11 protein-coding genes and 2 pseudogenes are annotated in these 22,837 nt (G+C 37.2%); all 13 read right to left on the bottom strand.

Annotation, left to right across the window (positions count from 1 at the left end; translation table 11 throughout):
- Positions 1 to 2: 2 nt before the first annotated feature.
- The 13 genes and pseudogenes from OIM59_RS02640 to OIM59_RS02570 all read right to left on the bottom strand — a co-directional run bounded on the left by OIM59_RS02640 (position 3) and on the right by OIM59_RS02570 (position 22,693).
- Positions 3 to 1,748, bottom strand: a complete 1,746-nt coding sequence (locus OIM59_RS02640) for a hypothetical protein (protein WP_303894794.1) — start codon at positions 1,746 to 1,748, stop codon at positions 3 to 5.
- 14 nt (positions 1,749 to 1,762) lie between these two features.
- Positions 1,763 to 4,114: an alpha-L-rhamnosidase C-terminal domain-containing protein gene (locus tag OIM59_RS02635; protein ID WP_303894791.1), complete on the bottom strand. Its 2,352-nt coding sequence runs from the start codon at positions 4,112 to 4,114 to the stop codon at positions 1,763 to 1,765.
- The gene (locus OIM59_RS02630) at positions 4,111 to 7,311 is read right to left on the bottom strand and encodes a glycosyl hydrolase (protein ID WP_303894788.1); all 3,201 of its coding nucleotides are present in this window, start codon (positions 7,309 to 7,311) and stop codon (positions 4,111 to 4,113) included. The genes OIM59_RS02635 and OIM59_RS02630 overlap by 4 nt, the downstream gene beginning before the upstream one ends.
- Positions 7,312 to 7,496: 185 nt before the next feature.
- Positions 7,497 to 7,916: a hypothetical protein gene (locus tag OIM59_RS02625; RefSeq protein WP_303894785.1), complete on the bottom strand. Its 420-nt coding sequence runs from the start codon at positions 7,914 to 7,916 to the stop codon at positions 7,497 to 7,499.
- Positions 7,917 to 7,920: 4 nt separating this feature from the next.
- The gene (locus OIM59_RS02620; RefSeq protein WP_303894782.1) at positions 7,921 to 9,342 is read right to left on the bottom strand and encodes a hypothetical protein; all 1,422 of its coding nucleotides are present in this window, start codon (positions 9,340 to 9,342) and stop codon (positions 7,921 to 7,923) included.
- Positions 9,260 to 9,532 carry a glycosyl hydrolase family 28-related protein gene (locus OIM59_RS02615; protein ID WP_303894779.1) on the bottom strand — a complete coding sequence of 91 codons (273 nt, stop codon included), beginning with the start codon at positions 9,530 to 9,532 and terminating at the stop codon, positions 9,260 to 9,262. The genes OIM59_RS02620 and OIM59_RS02615 overlap by 83 nt, the downstream gene beginning before the upstream one ends.
- Positions 9,533 to 9,559: 27 nt before the next feature.
- Complete coding sequence (locus tag OIM59_RS02610) at positions 9,560 to 12,229, bottom strand: glycoside hydrolase family 2 TIM barrel-domain containing protein (RefSeq protein ID WP_303894776.1); 2,670 nt, start codon at positions 12,227 to 12,229, stop codon at positions 9,560 to 9,562.
- A gap of 59 nt (positions 12,230 to 12,288) precedes the next feature.
- On the bottom strand, positions 12,289 to 14,040 hold the full coding sequence (locus OIM59_RS02605) for an alpha-L-rhamnosidase C-terminal domain-containing protein (protein ID WP_303894773.1): 1,752 nt from the start codon (positions 14,038 to 14,040) through the stop codon (positions 12,289 to 12,291).
- Between the two features lie 34 nt (positions 14,041 to 14,074).
- On the bottom strand, positions 14,075 to 17,197 hold the full coding sequence (locus OIM59_RS02600; RefSeq protein WP_303894771.1) for a glycosyl hydrolase: 3,123 nt from the start codon (positions 17,195 to 17,197) through the stop codon (positions 14,075 to 14,077).
- A 275-nt stretch (positions 17,198 to 17,472) separates the two neighbouring features.
- Positions 17,473 to 17,613, bottom strand: a pseudogene (locus OIM59_RS02595) (IS256 family transposase); the annotation flags it as partial.
- A 158-nt stretch (positions 17,614 to 17,771) separates the two neighbouring features.
- Positions 17,772 to 19,007 (bottom strand): anaerobic sulfatase-maturation protein, encoded by a 1,236-nt coding sequence (locus OIM59_RS02590; RefSeq protein ID WP_303894768.1) that lies wholly within the window; start codon positions 19,005 to 19,007, stop codon positions 17,772 to 17,774.
- A 46-nt stretch (positions 19,008 to 19,053) separates the two neighbouring features.
- A pseudogene (locus OIM59_RS18660) lies at positions 19,054 to 20,215 on the bottom strand (IS4 family transposase).
- Between the two features lie 153 nt (positions 20,216 to 20,368).
- Entirely contained in the window at positions 20,369 to 22,693 is a 2,325-nt protein-coding gene (locus tag OIM59_RS02570) for an alpha-L-rhamnosidase C-terminal domain-containing protein (protein WP_303894756.1), read from the bottom strand.
- Positions 22,694 to 22,837 lie beyond the last annotated feature (144 nt).

Genomic DNA, 22,837 nt, shown 5'->3' with positions numbered 1-22,837 from the left:
ATTTATTGTTTCTTGAATTCAAACATTTTATACGAGAAAGAAGGAAGTGTAGTTGTGATTGATATTACACCTTTATTCTTTTCCGAAGGATTTGTTTTTACTGTAGTTGTCTTCCATTCGCTTTCATTATATTCTTCAGGATTTGGCATTGCATTGTAAAGCGCCAGTCCGCTACTATTCAAGCAATGTGCAGGATCTCCCTTTTCATCTATACCCTTTTCTGTCTTATGAAATTTGGTACCATATCTTTCGAGATACAAATTTGTCTTGTTATTCACAGCCGAATACGACAGACTTCTATACCTGATCTTAGTACCCGAAGGCAAGGATGTCTCCAATATAATATTTACCGTCTCATCAGTATCGGAATAATCAAAAGACTCCACATTGTAATTATAAACAATTACATCAAACTCACCGTTACCAGAAGTAGCTGATATTGCATCCACAACATTATCGGCTGTCTTTGGAATTCCTTCAACAGTGGCATTATATCCCTGCATACCAATCATATTATTTACCATCCTGATATGTGTCGCTTCTTTCTGGTCTGTACGGTTACCCCAGCGATAGATATATCTTAAACCCTTGTTATGGTACTTATAGAACTGGTTAGTCAGACATAATTCAAGAACAGGAGTATGACTGGTAACACAATTGATGAATGTATTTCCCGCTGCCCCCATATAGACTATAGCGGAGTACTCCATCAAGTCTAATTTAGTCGATGAATTCCAATTCGGGTCGTTAATAAACTTACCGAACAGTTCCTCATACTTGGCAGGGATATTCCTTGATTTTTTGTTATTGACCATCACATAATCGGATACTCCCCAAAAGTCTATCTTTATATTTTCATCCTTACACTGACTGAGTATTTCGCTCGCAAAAGAAGTGACCTTCTCTCCTTTATAATTTAGATAATTGTTTTTTGTATAAACAAAATCGTATTCTCTGGTATGAGGTCCTATTTTCGCTTCTGGAAGAACACTACGGACAGCCTTTGCAACATTTTTGAAATGTTCAATAAATTCTTGCTTAGTACCAAACCAGTGATCGGGAGTTTCTATTTCAGAACCTATTCTAAATTGCCAAGACGCTACCATATCACGTCCGTATCTGTCTATTAGACGAGACATGAGTTCACTGATAAAATCAGCATATGCCCGTTTGTCGCTTGGAGGCAAAGAGTTTCCGTATATAGACTGTTTTTCATTCTCACGGAAGTTTTTACCGTTACTCGTACCTGTTGGTATAAACTTATATCCTTGTTGGAAAGCCCAGTCCGGCTGGTCCAACACAAACTGCTGAATAGGAGTACCGGAATTTACAATCTTATCAAGGCGCGCAAATAAAGGGGTGAAATCATAATCATATTTTCCTGTCTGTTGATTATACCTGCAGACATCATAATCATAATAAGGTTTTTTATCTTTCAGGATACCACCAAGCATTCTTATCAGATTAATGGAAAGCCCCTCTCTTACGTTAGAACCAGCCTGAGGACTGATTCTGTTTGCCACAGACCATACATTATATATTTTACAATTCTTTTTTGAAGAATCTGTAAAATCTACCGTTAGTGTCAAAGCATCTTTCACCAGTTCAGAATCATCCAGACCAGTGTTATCATAATCATCATTATTATCAGTCTGTTGTTGACCGTTTTCACGGTAATCATTTAAAGGTGATTTTTCGCTACATGAAGACATCATGGAAGCTATAAAGAAACAAGTTAGAAAGTTCATTTTATGCATTATTTTTAATCATTTTGTACTACAAAATTCCATTCTCCACATCCTACTTCGTAGCAAATACTGTCATCATTCTTGCTTACAAATCTATATTCATCTTTTGAAGAGACTATAGTTTCACCATTTTTCCAAACAGTCTTTCCATTGACTGTAACATTGTTAAGCTTTCTACCATTCAACGGTATATAAACCTTAGCTACTGTTCCTTCAGGTGATTTAAGTTCTAATCTGCAAGAGTTGTTATCTTTCTCAGCTTTCATCACTATATTACCTTTTACACTTGGTACAACCTGGTTTACTGACGCAAAAGTATTCAGATAAGGACGTACCTCGAAACTTTTCCATGCCACATCCGTTGCTTTTATTCCTGCAACGTATCGTGACAAGACATAGTTAGGTGCATTCCATGCGTGATTAGGTGTCCCCGGACGTTTCTCGTCAAAACGTTCATATAATGTAGTAAGTTCCTTATCCGAGATTTGTGGTGCATATCGTTCTTTCATTCTTTGCAAGCCTTTCTCATGATTACCGGTAAGGATTAATGCTTCTTCAACCATCCATTCCATGTGAGGACTTGACTTGCGTACAGGGAAAAGGACGCTGTCAACCAAAATCTGATAATTAGCTTTATCTGCAAGTCCACTGATTACAGCCAACGTACTGACACGTTCTTCCAATGCTTTTCCGGCAGTTCCATAATGTGTACCACGCCAATATTTCCCGGAGAAATTCTTTTCTATACTTTCAATACGTCCATTGCACCATTCAATATCAGAAGGTTTTTCCAGAATAGATGCCATTGATTTTACTGCTTTAAGTGCCATATAATACAATATGACATTTGTAGGAACAGGATCTGAATCGGTACCCCAATCAACCCAGTTGGCATATCCTTTTCTGTGCATTGGCAAACCATCTGGCATCATATTCCATAAACGCATATAATCCATTACGGCAGGATATGCGCTTGCCAGTGTTTCCTTATCACCTGTGTTATAATAATACTGCCATATTCCCTGAGAAATAAACTGCAGGCTCTGTCCTGTAAGTTCGCTGCTTTTTCCTCTATAATCGCCAAAACCGGGGGCCAACCCCTGGATTATACTGTCATTTCTATAAGCAATAGTATTATCTATAGCTTTTTTCAGAAGCTTTATTCCGGCTTCGTCGAGGGTATAGAATACTGCTCCTGTCTGGTCGGCAACATCGCCAATCCATAATCCTCTTTCTCTGTCAGGACAATCCATATAACTGTCGCGAGCACAAATGTAAAGGGTATTGCGGGCCATCCACCATAGTCTGGTGAGTTGTTCATCGCTACATTCAAAGTTGCCCGGCATTTCTCCAAGACCAGTCCAACGGTACTTTAATTCAAGAACTTCAATACCGGAAGGAATACTATATTCTATATTATGTCCGTTAAACCACGAATATCCTTCGAACTCCTGAACACCATCTTTAGTAATATATACAGACTGAAGAAGATTGAAAGGGTCGTCAGTATCCACAGTTATAGTATCTCCTTTAACACCTCTTATTTTAAGATAAGGCGTAACTTGTCTGTTGAAAGGCAGCTTTGCACTGATAACCTTAACTTTTCCGGTATTATTAATATAAGGAAGACTAATATTTCCATTATCTGTTTTGAATGAGACATAGTCTGACAAACCTCTATCATTCCACAACGGAATGCATCTGGGAACAAGTTTACCCCATGGAAGACAATCTACTTGACCTTTTTCTATGGCACTATTCCATTTATCATCATTATATGATAAAGAATACCAGGCCGCATCTGTCCAGTCACCCAGTGCTTTGTTTGCATTAAACCTTATATTGTAGGCATTTACTCTGTTGGCAGAACCACCACCTCCTCCACTCTTCGAATCATAGCCGGGATGCTTGATTACTTTCCATGAAGAATCTGAACATAATTGGTATCCATCAATATCCGAATGGAATATCAGTCCACCCTTACCACTATCCTCATGTGTCTTTCTTGTTCTTCCCCAATACCAAACGAGTATGGATATAGTGTTTTCTCCTTTTTGCAGATAACCGCTTAAATCCACTTCATCATAATAGCATGTATTTGGGGCAGCTCCACGAGCAAGCCCGCCTTCAAACAGGACCATCTGTCCGTTTATCCATAACCAATACTTAGTATCTACAGCAATATTGGCCTTGACATTCTCAGGAGCAGAATCCAAAGTAAATGTTTTACGGAAAGCTACCCATGAGTTTGGCTGTCCGTCTTCCTGAAGCCATATCCATTTGGCTTTTCCAAAATCTGATACATTTCCTGAAAAGGATGACAAGGCAACAAAAAACATCAAAAGAGATAAAATATACTTTTTCATTTTACCGAATTTAAGATTAAACAGACAGGACCTCTAAGCCCGGCAGGCAATAGAGAATCTTCAGAATTATAGAATTCCCCTATATCGAAAGTCAATCTTTGAGTTTCAGGCATAGGTTCATTATTGATATACCAATCAGGCATTCTCTTGGATTTAAGACTATAACCGCTTGTATCAGGGAATCTCTGGTCGCCAATCAATCTGTTAGTCCATTCATTTGTTATATTCAGTTCTATTGTATTCTGGCCTTCTTTAAGATATTTATATATATCAAATTTATACGGCTTCATCCATTTTATACCTACATAATTTCCGTTTACAGTAAGTTCTGCCGAAATGTTTACATTACCAAGATCAAGAATTACTTCATTTGCTTTGAATAATTTATCAGCATCTACATTAAACACCTTGGTATAAATAGCCGAACCTGAATAATACTTTATCTCATCATTCCCAGATTTACTCCAATCTATCAATTCAGGAAGTTTAATTTCAGCATCGTATCCATATTCAGGCATAAACTTAACAGTCCAGTCGTCAGAAAGATTATCAGACGAAACAAGATTTATCGTTTTAACTGTATTCTTCTGATTTACTGAAGCCTTATTGCGGAAAACCACAAATACAGATTCCTGAGGTTCCAGATTTATACTTACCTCTGTTCTTTCTGTTCCTATACTGTAGTTATCAGACTTTTCTATTTTTCCATCCATGGCAAACCACAATTCAGGTTCCATACCAGACACACGGAAACTGCAGTCAAAAGTTCTGTTAACTGAGTCAGTATTAGATATGAAATACAAATCAGAACCATTTGCCAGATGACGGTGAGCATAATCCATCTCTATTCCTTTAGGGCAATCCTCAACCGAAAAGTCCGGTTGGATATTCTGTTCCTTTACCATCTTTTCGAACTCACCTTCCTTATAATAATTAGCGCACGAACGGATACGGTCAACAAGTTTTCTGAACTTTTCATAATCCTTTCCTTCTTCATTATATCCAAGGAGTTTTTCCGGCAATACACCGCAAACAGGCACTCCGGCTTCTGTCAATTGGCATAAACGTTCCAATGTAGGCATTGTTATACGGTCGGTATTTTTCAAGACAAGACACTGGTAGGTTGTTCCTTCCGGCAATACTATCTTGGAATCCTTCACTGATGTTCTGTTAATAAGCACATCCGAGTTCACTGCATCACTCTTGTAAGGGAAATATGTACCTTTAGAGGTACCGTTCGGGGAAGCATCTCCTACGAATACCATCACATCCGTTACAGGTACTCCAAGACGAAGCATATAAGAACCGCGTGCTATATACTTAAACCATGATTTACCGGCTCCTAGCCACCACGTCTGGGTACGGTCGAAATTAAATCCCCAGCGACTCATAGTCATACCCGGACGAACATGAGTATTAGGCTGATGTGCGTACCTATGGAACATGAACTCGTTAAAACCTTTTTTCCATGCCCAATCACCAGTAGGCTTAGTCATTGCAGGATATCCTTTCCAGTTGATAGCATCTGTGGCAGTAAAAGACTCAGCCGAGACTATATTCTTTCCATAAATATGAGCGCCACTTATTGCAGGTTCAATGAACAAAGGTCGTCCTTCCATCCAGAATTCTCCCATTGGGATATCGCATGTACCGGCAGCCTCAAGAAAATCAAAAGGTCCCGGTCCGTACGGTTCAAGATAATACTCTATACCTTCCTGTTTACACAAATCGCCAAAAGCCTTGAAATAATTATCATTCATCAGATCACTGCATACTCTTCTAAAATCGCGCAACACTTCTTCTGATGTTTCTGCACTATCGACATATTTACCTAAAATAAGTGGTAGGAAAGGTTTAAAGTCATATCCTTTTTCAGACTTGAATATATCAAGCATTCCATCAGTCCAATTCTGACCACCCATTTCATAGCTGTCGATTTCAACATAATGTAGTGCTTGTGGAGAAACAGTACGAACACTGTCGATAAAACGTTTTGGGAAAGAATCAAAATGTTTTTGTAAAGCTGAAGCTGAGAACTTGTCACATTCCAAACCTCTTCCTTCATTTGAAGCCGGACGATTCCTTGCAGAAGTAGAAGTCATTCCTATTCTCAATATAGTCCACTTACCTTCCGGAAGAGTAGTAGAAAGCATTCCTTCATTATCACAAAATGATGTCAGATCTTTAATATTGCTCTTATCTATAATCATAGAAGATGCAGGCTGTTTACTGTCAGCAAGAAACTCATCCTCTTTTCTTCCCAATCCGTTTTTATTCAAATAATCATTTATGGGTGACGAACTGCTGAGACTTATTTCACTTATAGTAACAGGAGCATCTGTCATGATACGATAATATCTTTTGTTGACATTCTTGATATTACCCTGCTGACACCACTCGCTTACACCTGTTCGCACTACAGGAAATCTTGCTACTAACTCATAATCTTTCCCGTTATCAGATGCCATAAGTCTCAAATCCGACTTTTTTGTTCTTGTACAGGCAAAAAAAGAACGTAACGCAAAAGGCTCTGAATATTTGATATCGATATATGCCGGTTTATTTTTATCCGGTGTTATGGTAGTAAAATCCTCCATAACTCCATCAAAAGCAATATCCGTATTAAATTTGTCATCCGATGTCGTAACCTCGAATTTGGCTTCTGCATCAATTATCTCAGACTCCAATGCAGGATATGCAAGTACGGCGATGTCTTCATAATAGTTTTCTCTTTTTGTGGGTTGTGGAAGAGAAACACTAACTTTTCCACCATCAGTGACTGTCTGGCTGTACACCACATAACGCATACTTTCATTAGCAGATATCCAAGGTCCCCCGCTTGAGCTCCAGCCATCACAGTTATGAAAGCCGAAACTCAGGCCAAGACGTTCACACTCTGATGCAGCATGTTTGACAATGTCGTAATACTCAGGAGAATTGAACCTGACATTTCCTTGCGGTATTCCATGTGTAACGGTAAAAAGCATTACACCACCAATACCAGCCTCAGATATAGCTTCGAGGTCCTTCGTCATACCTTCTTTACTCATGTTGTCGCTCATAGCATGCATCCATGTACGGGGCTTTGCATCCGAAGGTGGATTCATAAACAAATCCTCAGAAATAATCTCTGTGTCGTTTATTCTACAACTTGAACAAAACATAAGCGCCAGAATAGATAAAAAATGTTTCTTCATATTCATTGATTTAATACACAAAAATACCAACAAGGGTGTAATAAGAATTTAATTTTTCGTTCATTTATATATAAAAATCTTCTATTATATAAGAAATCGTTCATTCCTATTTAAAAATAAATCCCCATACCCTAAATAATACAATTAGAATATGGGGAATTGAAAGTCAGCATTGACCCTACAACTTATTGTGCATTTAATAAAGAATAATGTGAACGGTAAAAAGTTGCCACAACACCAATATCCCTACCTTTCACTCTTTCCGGAGCCTTATCGTGTTTCAGAATAAAAGTCTTATTTCCAAAAACTTCTTTTATAAATGTAGGATCTGGAAAAGAATGTGTACCATCCTGAAACGCAACTAAAGTCAAATCGGCATTATCCACTTCGACGGAAATTCCAGTCATACTAGGTCCATGAACATTCAGCCCAAAACGATAAGGAGCAATCATATTTGCATTAAACATAAGTCCATACATCTCAGCCAATGCTCCATTGGTGACACGTAAATATGTTCCATATAATTCACCTAATTTTCCTCCTATACCAAAAACTCTAGCCCCTTTTGATATATGTATATCAGGCACCCATGATTCAGGATTCAAGTTTCTAAACCATACCACTCTGATTTTCAAAAAGCCATCCTGCCTCTTTACTTTCAGGCAAATGTCCATAATCACCACCACCTGTTACTACGTTCTCTAAAAAAAGATCACCGGTTCCGTAGTTTCTATATGAAGAATCACCATATCCCATAAATACATCCCTTATAACCGTAGCCTTTGATCTTACATTTAGAAATGTTGTAAAAGTATTTCTATATTGTCCGTTAGAGAATGCCTCAAACACAATTAAATCATTGGCTCCATCTTCGAACAAAAAAAGCGGAGTATCTGGTTCACCTTCATTTACAACATCCATATTACACCATCCACCATGTATCCATTTAAGCTTTTTCCCAAGTCGCACCGTTCCTCTTAGTTTTAAACACTCATCTGTTGCTTTTATAAAAATATATTCAGCTCCGCTATCAATTAAACTTTGTAAAGCATCTGTATCATCGTCCTGTTTCGATACATCGAATATAGTCCATTTGTGAGGTGACGGGAATTCATAGCTTGGAGTATCTTTAATAGGCAGGGATAATGATTTTGCTGGAGAACTTTCTGAAAGTCTGATAACATTAGATGAATACTCATCTAAAAAAGATTTGCTAAAAGTCACTCCTTTATCATTCAATACATTTCCATAACCATCGGACTTAATATTTCTCAAAAATAAGTGTCCCTCATTCTCTATTGCAGTCTCACTGTCATTTCCACCTAATAATTCAGCATCTATTAGCGTAGTAATAGCGTCACTACCCTCACATCTTATAGCAGAACATTTATTAATACTTGTCAGATTATGAATCACAATATTTTTTGAGATATGCCTTATCCCTTCATTAAGCTGTTGCTCTAATCTGATATTTTCAAAAGTATATCCCGGATAATCTCCTTCCACATTAATTCCTGTTTTAAACCCTTTGATAAAAATATCATGTATAAATGACAGTCCTCCCCCTCTTATAGGTAAATTCAGACCTATAAGGGAAGGATTTTGCTGATCATGGCAAATTATATCAACATCCGACAATTCTCCATTATTACTTGAAACATAATCAACAGCTATTGCTGAAGGATTGTTCTTTCCTATTTCTATTGTTATATGTCTTATTCCATTGAAGTAGGCCTGATTACAGAAATCATCATCCAGAAAACGAATTAATGGTGTCTCTTCCTTTTGAAAAGAAGAAGAATTATCCATCAGTAATATTCGTGTTTTTTCCTTTGATTCTCCCCAAATCATCACATGCCCCGTTACATATCTGAGTTTTTCTTTTTTCGCTTTCTCACGTTGCATGGATTGTACTTCCTTGGAATAAAAGATTAAAGGTTTAGAGACTTTAATATGTTCCTGCCGGAAAATAAATAATTTGTACTGCTCTTTTATCTTTTGTAAATATACCATTAGTCTCAGTTGCAGCATATGTAAAGGCTTTTTGCAAAGCTGTGGAACAATCTGTTTTTCCAGAATTATCCGCATAAAACGGAGCTTTTGTTACGTCTATTACATCAGCTGCCTCTGGGAGTATATAACTCCCAGCTTTACTATGAACTAACGTAACATAAAACTGTAATGATATGAAAACAAAAATAAATCTAAAAACGTAATTCATAGGTAGTACTTTTTTATTATATTACATTTAATTCCTTACTATTCTAATAGCATTTAACACCGGAGTTGATTCTTTCTCTTCAAATGAAACAGTAAGTCCTTTGTTGTCAAAAACATCAATTTCATACTTTATAATAACAGCTCTATTTATACCATATTCTTCGGCTATATTGAAATCCTTCCGCACGCACTGTCCATTAATATATATTGAGAAGACTCTATTTGAATATCTTTTATCTGTCTGATTTGGATCAAGGTTATACAACAACTTTTCATTGTTTTCTTTCGACAGTAATTCTGAAAAATACAAATAAACACTATACTTGCCATTAGGGATATCAGCCTTAAACTGCTCGATTCCTTCCCGCTGTGTCTGGAAAATAGGATCTTGATCTGTACCAAAAATCTCTTTAGTACTTGCTGATGAGGTGCCAAAAGGTACTTTATTAACAATTGGACGACCACCAACATATCCCCATGAACCTTCTGTATATTCTTTCTCGGGAATCCAACATATATTTCCTGTCTTATCTTCAAAATACCTTTTACTACCCAACATAATACTCATCTCAGTAAAATTATGTTTAACATTTATACATCTGAAATCACATATATATTGCTCTTTAATAACTTCACCATCATACACAATTTGTGCTTCAATCCTATTTATCCCATTTATAAAAGGAATAGTAAGCTCTGCCTTTCTATCTTTAACATCATACTCTCCCAAATCTTTTCCATTTGCTGTTATCTTCACTTTTTCAGCATTGGTGTAAATCTTTAAGGGCTGTGTCGAGGTTTCTCCGTCAATACTCGCACCGGCTCTACACTCCCAGAAATCACCACATATATGTAAAACGGGAGAGTCGCTTAAGTAGGCTTTATAAAGATAATAGGTATCCTTGCACTCACGATCTGTACCTACAAGCCCCTTATTATTCACATGTGGGGTAGCCTCCTTTCTTCGTTCAGAAGAGAAATCATTGAAATTCCAGACTGCTGACCCGGAAACAAAGTCTCTTTCCTGTAATACAGGAATATAATATTCATGGAAATATGAGCCATATTCATTACTAAAATCATATCGCTCCGGTTCAAAAGAATGAATTCTTGAATCAACACCAGCTCCATATTCCGTAAGAATCAAAGGCTTATCTGGGAACATTCTTTTTATCTCATCCAAAACAGATTTTATGTCATGAATATTACTACCATACCATCCATAATATATATTAAAGCCTAAAATCTTTGGTATATCAGTCAAACCCGCTTCTTTATAAAGTGCAGGAGCATTATGACACGCAATCATAGTATAACGTGAATCATCAATAGACCTTATTTTTTGCTCAATAGAGTATGCCAGATTATACAGTTCCTTCAAATACTTGTTTTTTTCTATTTTCTTATTCTTTTTATATACCTGATTTAATAATATCTCATTCATATATGCCCAAACCACAACAGAAGGACTATTGTAACTCTGATATACCATTTCAGTAACCTGATCGATACAGTTCTTTGTGTACTCCTCACTCATAGTAATGTTATTGATTATAGGAATCTCTATAGAAGACAATATTCCTAAATTATTACACTGTTCTATGACGAATGGGTCCTGAGGATAATGTGAAATACGAATAAATTTAGCGCCTAAATCTTTTATCATTTTTATATCACGGATATGCATTTCATCTTTCAATGCATTACCCCATCCTACGTAATCCTGATGTCTGCTTGTTCCCATCAACTTACATGGCTGTCCGTTAATAAAAAAGCCTTTGTCAGGATCAAACTTTATTGTTCTTAATCCAAGAGGGTTTGAAACGCAATCAATGACTTTATTATTACTATCATATAAATAGGTAAACACTCTGTACAAATATGGTGTATCTGTATTCCAAAGCTTTGGCTTCTTAACACTTAAATCTGTCTGAAATAAAATATTCTCTGATTTTTCAGGTATTGTAATTGGATTATTCTTTTCTGCGACAATATTACCCTCAGCATCCTGTACCTGAGTCTTCAGATAATATCTTTGTGATTTATCTGTTGCATTAGACAGATATGTTCTCAACTTTATTTTTGCCTCTTTATCAGTTATCTGATATGCATCAAGATAGACTCCGGATGAAGCATAATGGGTTGTTGAAATATGAGCTTTCGGAGTATATAACAAATAAACATCTCTATATATACCTCCAAACATGGTAAAATCTCCTCCTAGTGGGGTTATGTTATTATTCAGAGTATTGTCAACACTTATGGCAATAGTATTTTTACCTTTATTCAGGAATTTGGTTATATCAAATGAGAAAGCAGTATATCCACCTTTATGGTTTCCCACATACTTGCCATTTATAAATATATCGGTCTCCTGGTTTGCACCTTCAAAAAAAACATATACCTGCTCTTTTGCCAAATCTCTATCTATATCGATTGTATTCCTATACCATCCTTTCCCTCTGAAATAACCGGGAATTTCATCGTCTGAATCTTTTGCATTCCATGTATGCGGGAACGATACCTTTTCCCACCCTTTTGTGTTGTAATTTACAGAAGAAGCATCCTCTTCTTGTAAAGAGAATGACCAATTACTGTTTATAGTAAACTTCATTCTTTGTGCTTGAGAATGAGAAACACATAAAAAAATTAAAACTAATAAGGATAATAATCTTCGCATATTCTTAACTTTATTCATATTACTTATTTTATTCTATTAATTATCATTTATACCGAACCATTGATATCCGGAATATCCTATTCTAAATCTATAATCACCTTTATTTCATCAGGTGCGGAGATTTCTGTTTTTACAGTCCCGTCATTTGCCTTCGTATGTTTCACAGAAATAATACCATACGGAGTCGGGAAAGTACCTTTAGCCCAATCCAAATCACATAAATGTGGTTCGATTTTAACTACCTTGCAACCAGGTTCAAGGACTTTAATACCTAGTACATATTCACTTAGCCAGGAAGTAGGACCTGAAGCCCATCCATGACACAGACTATGTCGATACCCCTTATAACAATAATCACCGAAATCACCATGTATATCATTCTTCCCTTCAGGTACTATTTCATCTATGCGTGATGAATTTTCAATCCAATCCAGATTGAAATCCTCCCAGAATGTTGTAGCTCCCAAGTCCAACATACCTCCCCAGTATTCACGAATGATATCAACAGCACCTTGATAATTTCCGGCTTTTGCCATAGCTTTCAACATATAATATCCGTAAAATGTAGAGAATCCTTTTGCTCCTTCTACGGAAATAATATTTCTATCGGCTTCTGCCGGATCCATAATACCGGCAAGAGACATAAGCGCAGCACCCTGTTTATGGCCGGGATCAGTAATTCTTTTGCCTGAATTAAGATACTCCTGTTTAACAGGATCAGACGATTCTAACATTTTATCTGAAAGTGTCTTGCATTTTTCAGCCTTTTCTTTCTCATTGAATATCATACACAATTCGTATCCTGCATTCATTGCCATAATCATCAACGACTGAAGACCTGCATTGATTGCTTTTGGATGTTTATTGGAAGGCCAGTCAAGAAATCTTCCTCCTTTAAGTTTTTCTATTCCATCCTCGCCTACATTATCAATCAGCAAATCCAACAATGACAATATATAATCTTTCTGCTTCTGAAGATACTCTATATCACCATGATAAAGATACCAGTCTCTCTGTATTATCAGCCACCATATTGAATAAGAACAGATTCTGTTCATCCATGAAGGCAGTTTGGTCAGATCCCTTATCATATCAAGACTTTTAGGTACCACCTCATTATACCCGAAAACTGTATTGATAGTCATTACCTCCGGGTGCATATCGCCAACCCAAACCAGTCTGTCACGCTTTATACCGTCCCAAAGATACTCCTGCATATTAAGATGTACGGTATATGCGCCTGTTTTCCATATTTCATCCAAACGCTTATCACTACATCTGAATGTTCCTTTATAAGGTATATCCCTAAATACAGAAATAGCCCTGACTTCCTTTAAATGGAAATCAACATTATTACCGAGCAAATCAATCCTGACAAATCTAAAACCTGAGTTTCCCAATTCAGCTACCCCCAAATTAGGAAGCACTGTCTTGAAATCTCTTATAGCATGGGCATTTGAAGATCTCTTATTTCCCAATTCGCTCATGGCTTCACCTACGCTTTCACCAAAACGGATACGTACATTTACCGGACCTTTGGATTGTCCTGTCACAATCTGAATACCGCCTTGAATTTCCTTTCCAAAGTCCAATAGAACAGACGCACACTCCCCGTCTTTAGATATCATATTGCACACATTATTATCCAATAAATCGGACTGACCCTTTCCATCCAATAAAAGAACCTGACTGTTTTTGATATTTTGCTCATTAGATACCCATACAATTCTTTTAGGAGTAATATACTCTCTAACCCTTGGATCTCTGGTATTAGAGAGAACATTGACGAAAGATGCTATAAAAAGAAATATTAAAGTAATAGTTTTCATCTGATTTCTAATTTAAATTAAGCAGGATGACATTTTAGTACGAAAACAATCTTACAGGGCCCAATAGTCCTGATGACTGAAGTGGAGTATCTTTGCTCCAAGTCATCATAACAGTCCAACCTATACGTTTTTCTTCCGGCAAAGACAAGTCTCCTATCAGCCTGTTCATCCATGTGTTGACAACCTCTATTTCCAAATCATTCTTACCTTTAACAATATAATCAGAGACAGGCAAAACATACGGATCTGTCCATACTCCACCTACATACTTCCCGTTTATCTTGACCTTAGCCATTACCATAACTTTTCCCAAATCAAGATACAAAGGCTTTTTATTGACATCTGATTCGAATTCAAAAGATGTTGAATAAGTAGATATACCGGAGAAATAATTTACTCTTTTATCCGGATAAACAGACAAATCCACCAGACTATCCATAACTATCGGTACTTCAGGAGCTCCTCTACCACTTTCAAAACTGATTTTCCATGGACCACGTATGTTAGCTATTTCATTATGACTTGGAAAATTTTCATTACTTAAAGCATCTTTAGTTTCTTTTCTGAATATTATAAAGAAGCTCTCCAATGGTTCAAATGTCAATGGAACAGATATTCCACAATCTGTCTCAGAATATTCAGGCAAGGTTCTTATTTCGGAAGTCAACGGATTCCATAATTCCGGTTTCAAACCTTTTACTCTAAATACAGGACTAGTTTTTAATTTTTCCTCCGATTGATTTGAAACATAATAGATTTCACCTTCAGACATACTTCTATGAATAAAAAGCAAAGGTGAAGTGTCATCAGTTTTCATATCCGGAAACAGATTTATATCCTCAAACAACTTTTCCAAAGTATAGTTTGCGGGATATACCATACCACTACCATACTTGTTAACCCGGTTTTCTTTCCACATTTCAGCAGACAGGGTTTTCACTTTTGCATCACATTCCGGATAATTCTGTAAGCTTGGCGACCTGAGCGGTGACGGTCCCAATACTAGAAGCCCCTTCTTAACCAAAGTACTTAATTTCTGCAAAAGCTCAGGACGCATTGTTTCCAATTGTGGCAACACAAGTACTCTATACTTCATACCCGAAGAAAGTGTCAGACATCCATCCTCTACATCTGCATACTTCATAAGAACTTCAGCATTAATATAATCAAACGAGTAGCCTTTTGGCAGTTCAGGAGTACACACACCTGTCATCATCGGTGCATCCTCACCTATAAAATATGCCACATCGGCAATGTATATCCCTTGTTGAAGCATGAAATTGCAACGTTTTAGGTATGAGACAAAAAGATCCAAATGAGAAAACCACGTATTATTTCTGTTGAACTCATTACCAAACCAGGCATTAATTCCCGGTTTACGGTCGTCAGGCTGCTGGATATAAAGATGAAAAAGAGTGCTGTTTATACCTTCTGTGAAGAATCTGTCTCCTCTTTGCTTCATCAATTTAGGGTAACGCGAGAAAGGTTTCCTGCTGGCAGTAAATGATTCTGCCCAAACTTTTCTTTTACCATATATATGGGCACACGAAGAAGCCGCTTTATTCTCAATATTTCCCAAGTTACCTTCACTCCAGAACTCTCCTGCCACTTCATCTGACTGTCCTCCATACTGAAGGAATTCACCCGGGAACCCCCAATGTCCATAATTCTCCAACCAAGTAATCAAACCGTCCTTATGGCTTAATTCTCTAAGTCCACCTACGTAATCGTATGAAACTCTATCAGCTATCAGACGGCGCAAATCCCATAAAAATCTGTTTGACATTTCTACAGAACCAACTACCTCACCTCTCATTGCCGGCAGGTAGGGAACAGGGCTGTAACCGTATGTATTCTCGAAAACAGTTTCCATATCATCAGTCCAGTTCAATCCTCCGGTTTCATAACTGTCCATAACAACAATCCTGAAAGTCTTTCTGTCTTCGGCTGGTATCCTACGGAGTATCTCACCTATAAATGCATCATAATGCTCTTTCAGGTATGCCTTGTTCATTTTATCAACTTCAAGCCCTCTTGCCTCTTTTGTGGCTGGGGTATTTTGTTGCCCGGTTGTTTTCATTGAGAAATTAACAACTGTCCAATCCCCTTCTGGCACATACCAGTTAAGTAAGCCGTCATCATTTACATTACCCGTAAGGTCAATTATCTGTTCCGGGGCTACAACATTGGCTGTCGTCTCTTCCTGAAAGTCCCACATATAAGAATTCCATTTGGGCTGTGCGCTTTGAAACATCTTAGCCAATGTTTTTTCCGGGTATCTTTCCACGCATGCTTTTGACGTCATTGTAACCTTGAGATTTCCCTGTCTAGGTTTCAAGAACTGAAGCTTGTACTTTTCACTTTTATTTTGAGGTAAAGAAACAACAATAGAAGCGAACGGATCGAAACCTACATTAATAGCTTTTCTGCTTCTGTCGACATCAAAAGATTTCAGTTCTTTGTATTCCCCACCTTCATATACGTATAAAACAGCTTTAGTCTTTATTTCCGATGTAGCCTTGATTATCAACGTTCTCGGATAATCATAATCCTTGCGCCAGTTAATAACAAGTTCAGCAGGCTGATTGGATTTTTTATTTATCTCATCAGAAAAAGAATCTTCCTTAATGTCGGGATAGGCAATTACTTTTATCATTGTTCCATCTTCTACTTCTGGAAGTTTAAGAGATTGAAGACTACCATTTCCACTTACTTTTAAAGTTTCTGAAGCAAGATACTTCATGCTCTGCTCCAGTTTAACCCAAGGACCTCCGGACTGACTCCAACCAGGGCCGTTGAAGATTCCGATTTCAATTCCGAGTTCCGTCGCGGTTTTCAATGCTTTGTGCAGGACATTCCACCATTCGTCCGACATAAATTTAACCTTGCCAGAGGGAACATTACCAATACCTATATTGCCGATAAAAGCCCTATTTATACCGGCTTTCTTCATAGCGTGTAAATCCTTGACCACACCTTCCTGTGAAATATTGTCTGATACCCAATACCAATATGTAGCTAATTTTTGGCTATCCGGAATATTCTTAAATCCATCCTCAAGTGCTATCAAGGATATTCCTCCAGTGGGTTGCTTATTTGAATTACAACCCACCAAAAGAAACATCATAAAAAATAAAGTTGAACAAAGATTTTTCATAAATAAAATAGATTTGAGTTAGTCTGAAAAATATCAATCTAAATCATAAAATCAAAGAATGCCTTCAATAGTCCATGATCCAGGTTTTACCCTAAAGATTATAAAACCTGTTTCTTCACCAACATACTCAATACCATTAACTTGTTTGGACATACCTTTTGTCCATATGTTCTGACCATTGAATGATACATATTTATATGTCTTACCGTCAGGTAAAGGCAAGTAAACAACCGCCTCAGTATCATCCGGGGTCGCAAGTTTTATCTTAGTATTCTCATTTGTTTTTGCATTTTCCCGTTACGACGGTTACCTGTCTGACGTTCTTCTTCTGTAAGATATGCATCCATCTCACCTTCCAAAGCTGCATTCAGGATACTTTCCAATAAAGAGGCAAAAGCACCGTCTTTACCTAACAAGGGCTTGCCCGCTTTTAACTATTCAATAGCCTTGTTCTTGATACTCTCAAAATCAAATTCTTCTTTCATAAAAAACTGTATTAGCAAAGTTAATATTTTATTTTCCTCTTTGCTGACACAGTTTAATTTACACCCTCAACAAATCAAAAAATCTTTTTTTAATCTCTGCTTATAAGATTTTTTTTAATAGCTTCCATTACATTGGCTGGCGCACGTTTTGCAAGCAATTCTTTTTTCATATAGTCCATATACGGAGCTGCATGTTTGAAAAACTTATAGTAACCCTTGCATAAATAATTAAGTCCCGGTTCTCCAGATATCGTTTTAGCAAATCTATTCTTTGGACATTCACCATTGCAGGCAAATAAATACTCACATTCTTTACACTGAGTAGGCAAAGATTTCTGTTTCATCAACCCAAACTCCTGCTGCCTGTCTCCATACATCATTTCTACTAATGTTTTTTGATAGATATTACCCAATTTATATTCTGGAAATACATAATGGTCACAAGAATATACATCACCGTTAAATTCCATAACTCCTGCATGACCACATGTTTTAGCCATAGAACAGACCCCCGGCTGTTCCCCAACCCAATTAGCAAGGGTAGAATCAAACAGCTGAATAAAATACTGCCCAACATCATTTTTCACCCATTCATCAAAAAGACAACATAAGAAATTTCCCCATTGCTCAGGAGTTACAGAAAAATCAGCCATCTTATCTCCATCTTGTATAGGAGATGCCAAATGCCGCCCATCATTATGCTTAAAAATTCGTTCTACAATAGGGGCAAATTGGATATAATGACAGCCTATTGATTTAAAGAAATTATAAAACTCCACAGGGTAATCAGCATTATAATCATTTACCACAGCCATGGCATTCCATTCTACTCCATACTTATTCAACAACTCTATACCACGCATTACTTTGATAAACGAAGGAAGTCCTTGCTTATTACGACGATATTCATCGTGAAACTCTTGCGGTCCATCAATAGAAACACCCACAAGCCAATTATTTACTTTAAAAAACTGACACCATTCATCTGTAAGCAATGTTCCATTGGTCTGTATACAATTATCAATACTCCTTCCTCCAGAATATTTTTTCTGTAATTCTACTGCCTTTTTATAGAAACTGAGAGGACGCATCAATGTTTCTCCCCCATGCCAAGTAAAAAGTACCTTCTGCATCGTTTGTGAAGCAATATATTCTTTAACAAAACGCTCCAATAGTTCATCACTCATCACATGTTTAAAAGCATCTTTATATAAATTTAACTTTTCAAGATAGTAGCAATAATCACAAGCTAAATTACATATCGCCCCAACAGGTTTTGTCATTACATATAAAGGTCTGGCAAAGGGTGCATATAGTTGTTTCATAAATCCAATTCATTAGTGTTCCGCTAAAATGGGACGAGTTAAACAATTAATCAAATAGCCCCGGAATCAGGGGATCATTTAGTTCTTTGATATCATTGAAATCAGTCTTGTCGAACAGGTCACGCAAATGGGTTTTGTCAGTCAATGATATACTAAGAATTTGCAAAACTTCATCGGTTGAGCGTTTCAACTTCATATCATGTTGGACAAAAGCCACAAGACAGTATGTGATAATAGCCACACTGATTTGTATGCGAACAGAATTCTCTGCCGTACCCCAGAATTTCTTTATCTTGAGTGCCACTTGAGCCATTTGAAGAACAGTTCTATCAACCATCTTTTCTTGTAAAGATTGGCGATATCCAGTGCAGAAAGTTTTTTCGCATTCGTCAGAAAAGTGAACTCACGGTCATCTTCTTCATCGTAATATCGGACGAGTCTGAATGACTCAGGATATTTCTTCTCGGAGAGATAGCCGCTCAGTTTCACTTCCGCATCAGTCATTATGTTCTTTGGTAATCTTCACTTCCATTTGACTGTCTTATACTTTAAGCTCGTCTTGACTCTGACAACAAAGAAAGAGTCTGTAAGATGTATCCTATAGAGCTCTTTAAAGGAGTCATAAGCCCTGTCGAATATATAATAAGCATTTGGTTCATAATGGATTGAAGACATTGCTGTAGAATCATGCTTTGATGCAGTGGTTACAGTATAGAAAGCAGGAACTTGTGCTTCAATGTCATATAAGACATGAGCTTTCACTCCTCCTTTCTTGCTTGGAACTTTGCCCATGGGAATGTTGCAAGACATAACGGAATCGTTGTTGAATCAAACGCATATTCCTTTCCGGAAATGTCAAGGATGTTGGTCGTCCGCTTCTCGCAGGCTTCCTTCATCATATAAAATGCAAATTCCTCAAAAAGTCTGTAATCACGGTTCTGGTTGGCTGTCGCAAGAGTTGTCTTGGCTATCGGTTCACGACCTAACCCAAGATGATATTGCTTAGCCCTATGCGCTTCGAAAGCAACGATTAAGTCTCGCAGACTCTCATGGTTACTCAGTTGTCTAAACATCATCGCGAGCATCTGATTCCAGCAAGTGAAATGCTTCACATATCGGCTGCCATCATACTTGCGAACATAGTTGTTGAACTAAGTCCTGTTCAGAAAAGCGGTTAATTGAGAGAATACATATTTGGCTTGGAACATAGCAGCCATTTGTATTAGACTGCAAAGTTGCAAAATCAAGTCCCTTTCATTTCAAAAAACCGCGTAATTGACTATTTTTCAATTAATTCAAAGAGCTATTTATCCACTTTTACGGGACAGTAGTGCTGAATAATATCAATCTAATTCATAAAATCATATAATGCCTTCAATAGTCCATGATCCAGATTTTACCCTAAAGATTATAAAACCTGTTTCTTCACCAATAAACTCAACACCACTAACCTGTCTGGACAGACCTTTTCCTTTTGTCCAAATCTTCTGACCATTAAGTGACACATATTTATATGTCTTACCGTCAGGTACAGGCAAGTAAACGACAGCCTCAGTATCATCCGGGGTTGAAAGTTTTATCTTAGTGTTCTCATTACTTGAAACTTCAAGACTAATATCACCTTTGACGGAAGGAACTGTCTGCTTTATTGATTTGAAATTAACCAAATGAGGTTTTACAACAAACTCCTTCCATCCCGGTTTTGTAGGATATATTCCCGAAATATATTTGGCCAATATGGCATTTGGAGCATTCCAGGCATGATTATATGAACCACCTTTAGGGAAAAACTCATAAAGTGTTGTCATCTTTTTATTGTCAACCTGGCTTTGGTATTGTTTTTTCATTCTCTCCAAAGCCTTTCCATATTCACCGGCTATACACATTGCATCCTCTACAATCCATTCGAAATGAGGACTGGAATAATAATTCTTTGTAAGAACATTGTCAACAATCTGCTGATATTTATCCGAAGATGCCACACCTGAGACTATGGCAATGGCATTTGCACGGTCATCCTTGAATTTTGCCGGATTTGAACTATAGAAACCATTCTGCCAGAAACACTTGTCATAATTAGTCTTTATAGATTTCATTCTATCCTCATACCATTTTACATCATCGGACTTACCAAGTAACAATGCCATTTCTCTTGCCTTGTCAAGAGCCATATAATAGAAAGCTACCTGAATTGGTTCATTGTCTATTGTTCCTTTCACACCCCAGTCAAGCCAGTCCCATGTATCCGGACTTTTACCTTTTCTATATTCAGGAAGACCATTTTCCTTCATAGGAAACAATGAAAGATAATCATATACGAAAGGATAAACTTCTGACAGAGTAGCCTTGTCACCTGTATTTATATAGTATGGCCATATACACTGCGCTATAAACTGAAGGCTCTGACATACAAGTTCACGAACACGAAGCGGACCTAAGGCACCGATTACCTTATTATCGCTGAAACACATGGTAGATATGATTGCCATCCTCAGAAGCTTGCGTCCGGCATCATCCATTGAATAGAAAAGATAGCTGGTCTGGTCGGCTACATCACCAATCCACAAGGCTCTTTCCCTGTCAGGGCAATCCATAAAATTATCACGGGCACAGACAAACAATGTGTTATAACACATATCCCACAGCCTCTGATAAAAAGGATCATCTATCTGGAATTTTCCGGCCATCTCACCAACAGTAATCCATCTGTATTTAAGAGAAAGAACCTTTACTCCTTTTGGAACTGTATATCTTACGTCGTGACCATTCATCCATGAATAACACTCAAATGTCTGTCTGCCCGGACGGGTAATATAATGAGCTGTTATGGCATTTTTAGGATTGTCAGTACTTATAAATATTGTATCACCCCCTTGAGATTCTACTTTAAGCCACGGTGTAATCTGCTTATTGAAAGGCAATTTACATACCACAGTTTTACCGTTTCCATCGAAAGGGAACCCAAGTTCTTTATCATTGGCATATTCCAAAAGCCCATGGTTAACAGGTCTAGGGAAGTTTCTTTCCACCAAATTATGCCATGGCGCATCACCTTTGTTTCCAAGAACAACTGCTTTAGTCCACTGACTATCGTTGTATTCAGGCATGAACCATTCATTCATATTCTTTCTTGCGTCATACTTGATTTTGAAAGGAACTATAGCTTTAGAAGCAGTACATCCGGTTGTATCGTATGCTACATGGCGACTTGCTTTCCATGAAGAATCCGACGAAATGCCCTGACCGTTTATTTCAGATGAAAACAAAAAACCACCTCTTTTCTTGATATATGTACCTTTATGGGTTTCCCTACCCCAATACCATGCCAAAACAGAAATGACATTTTTACCTTTTTTCAGATATGGCTGGATATTTACTCTTTCAAACCATGTATTGCTTGGTGTAATCTTAGCCTTTCTGTCCCATTTCCCTGCTTGACTTGGAGAGCCGGCAAGGCCTCCTTCAAAAACAACTTGTTGACCATTAACCCACAACCAATATTTACTGTCGACAGCAATATCGGCATATACTTCTGATGAAGGGACATTGTCTATGTCTAATGTTTTTCTGAAACATGCCCATGTATTCGGAGCATCGTTATTGTCTATCCAAATCCATTTCGGAGTAACTGATGCCGCAGCACTGGCTACAACAAATAAGAATAAGAAAAGAAGATGTTTTTTCATTTCAAAGATATTTACGTTATTACATTAATTATTTATAAATTTATAATCATTGGTTTCTTAATCAGTATTCGTTCATTAAAATGTAATATCATATCATTATATAAATTATTGTTCATTTTGGCAGAAATATACAATAAAGAAAGT

It is taken from the genome of Bacteroides mediterraneensis (assembly GCF_025993685.1).
GTDB classification, from domain to species: domain Bacteria; phylum Bacteroidota; class Bacteroidia; order Bacteroidales; family Bacteroidaceae; genus Phocaeicola; species Phocaeicola mediterraneensis_A.
The sequence above is the reverse complement of the archived record's forward strand: the minus strand, read 5'-3'. Positions and strand labels throughout refer to the sequence as shown.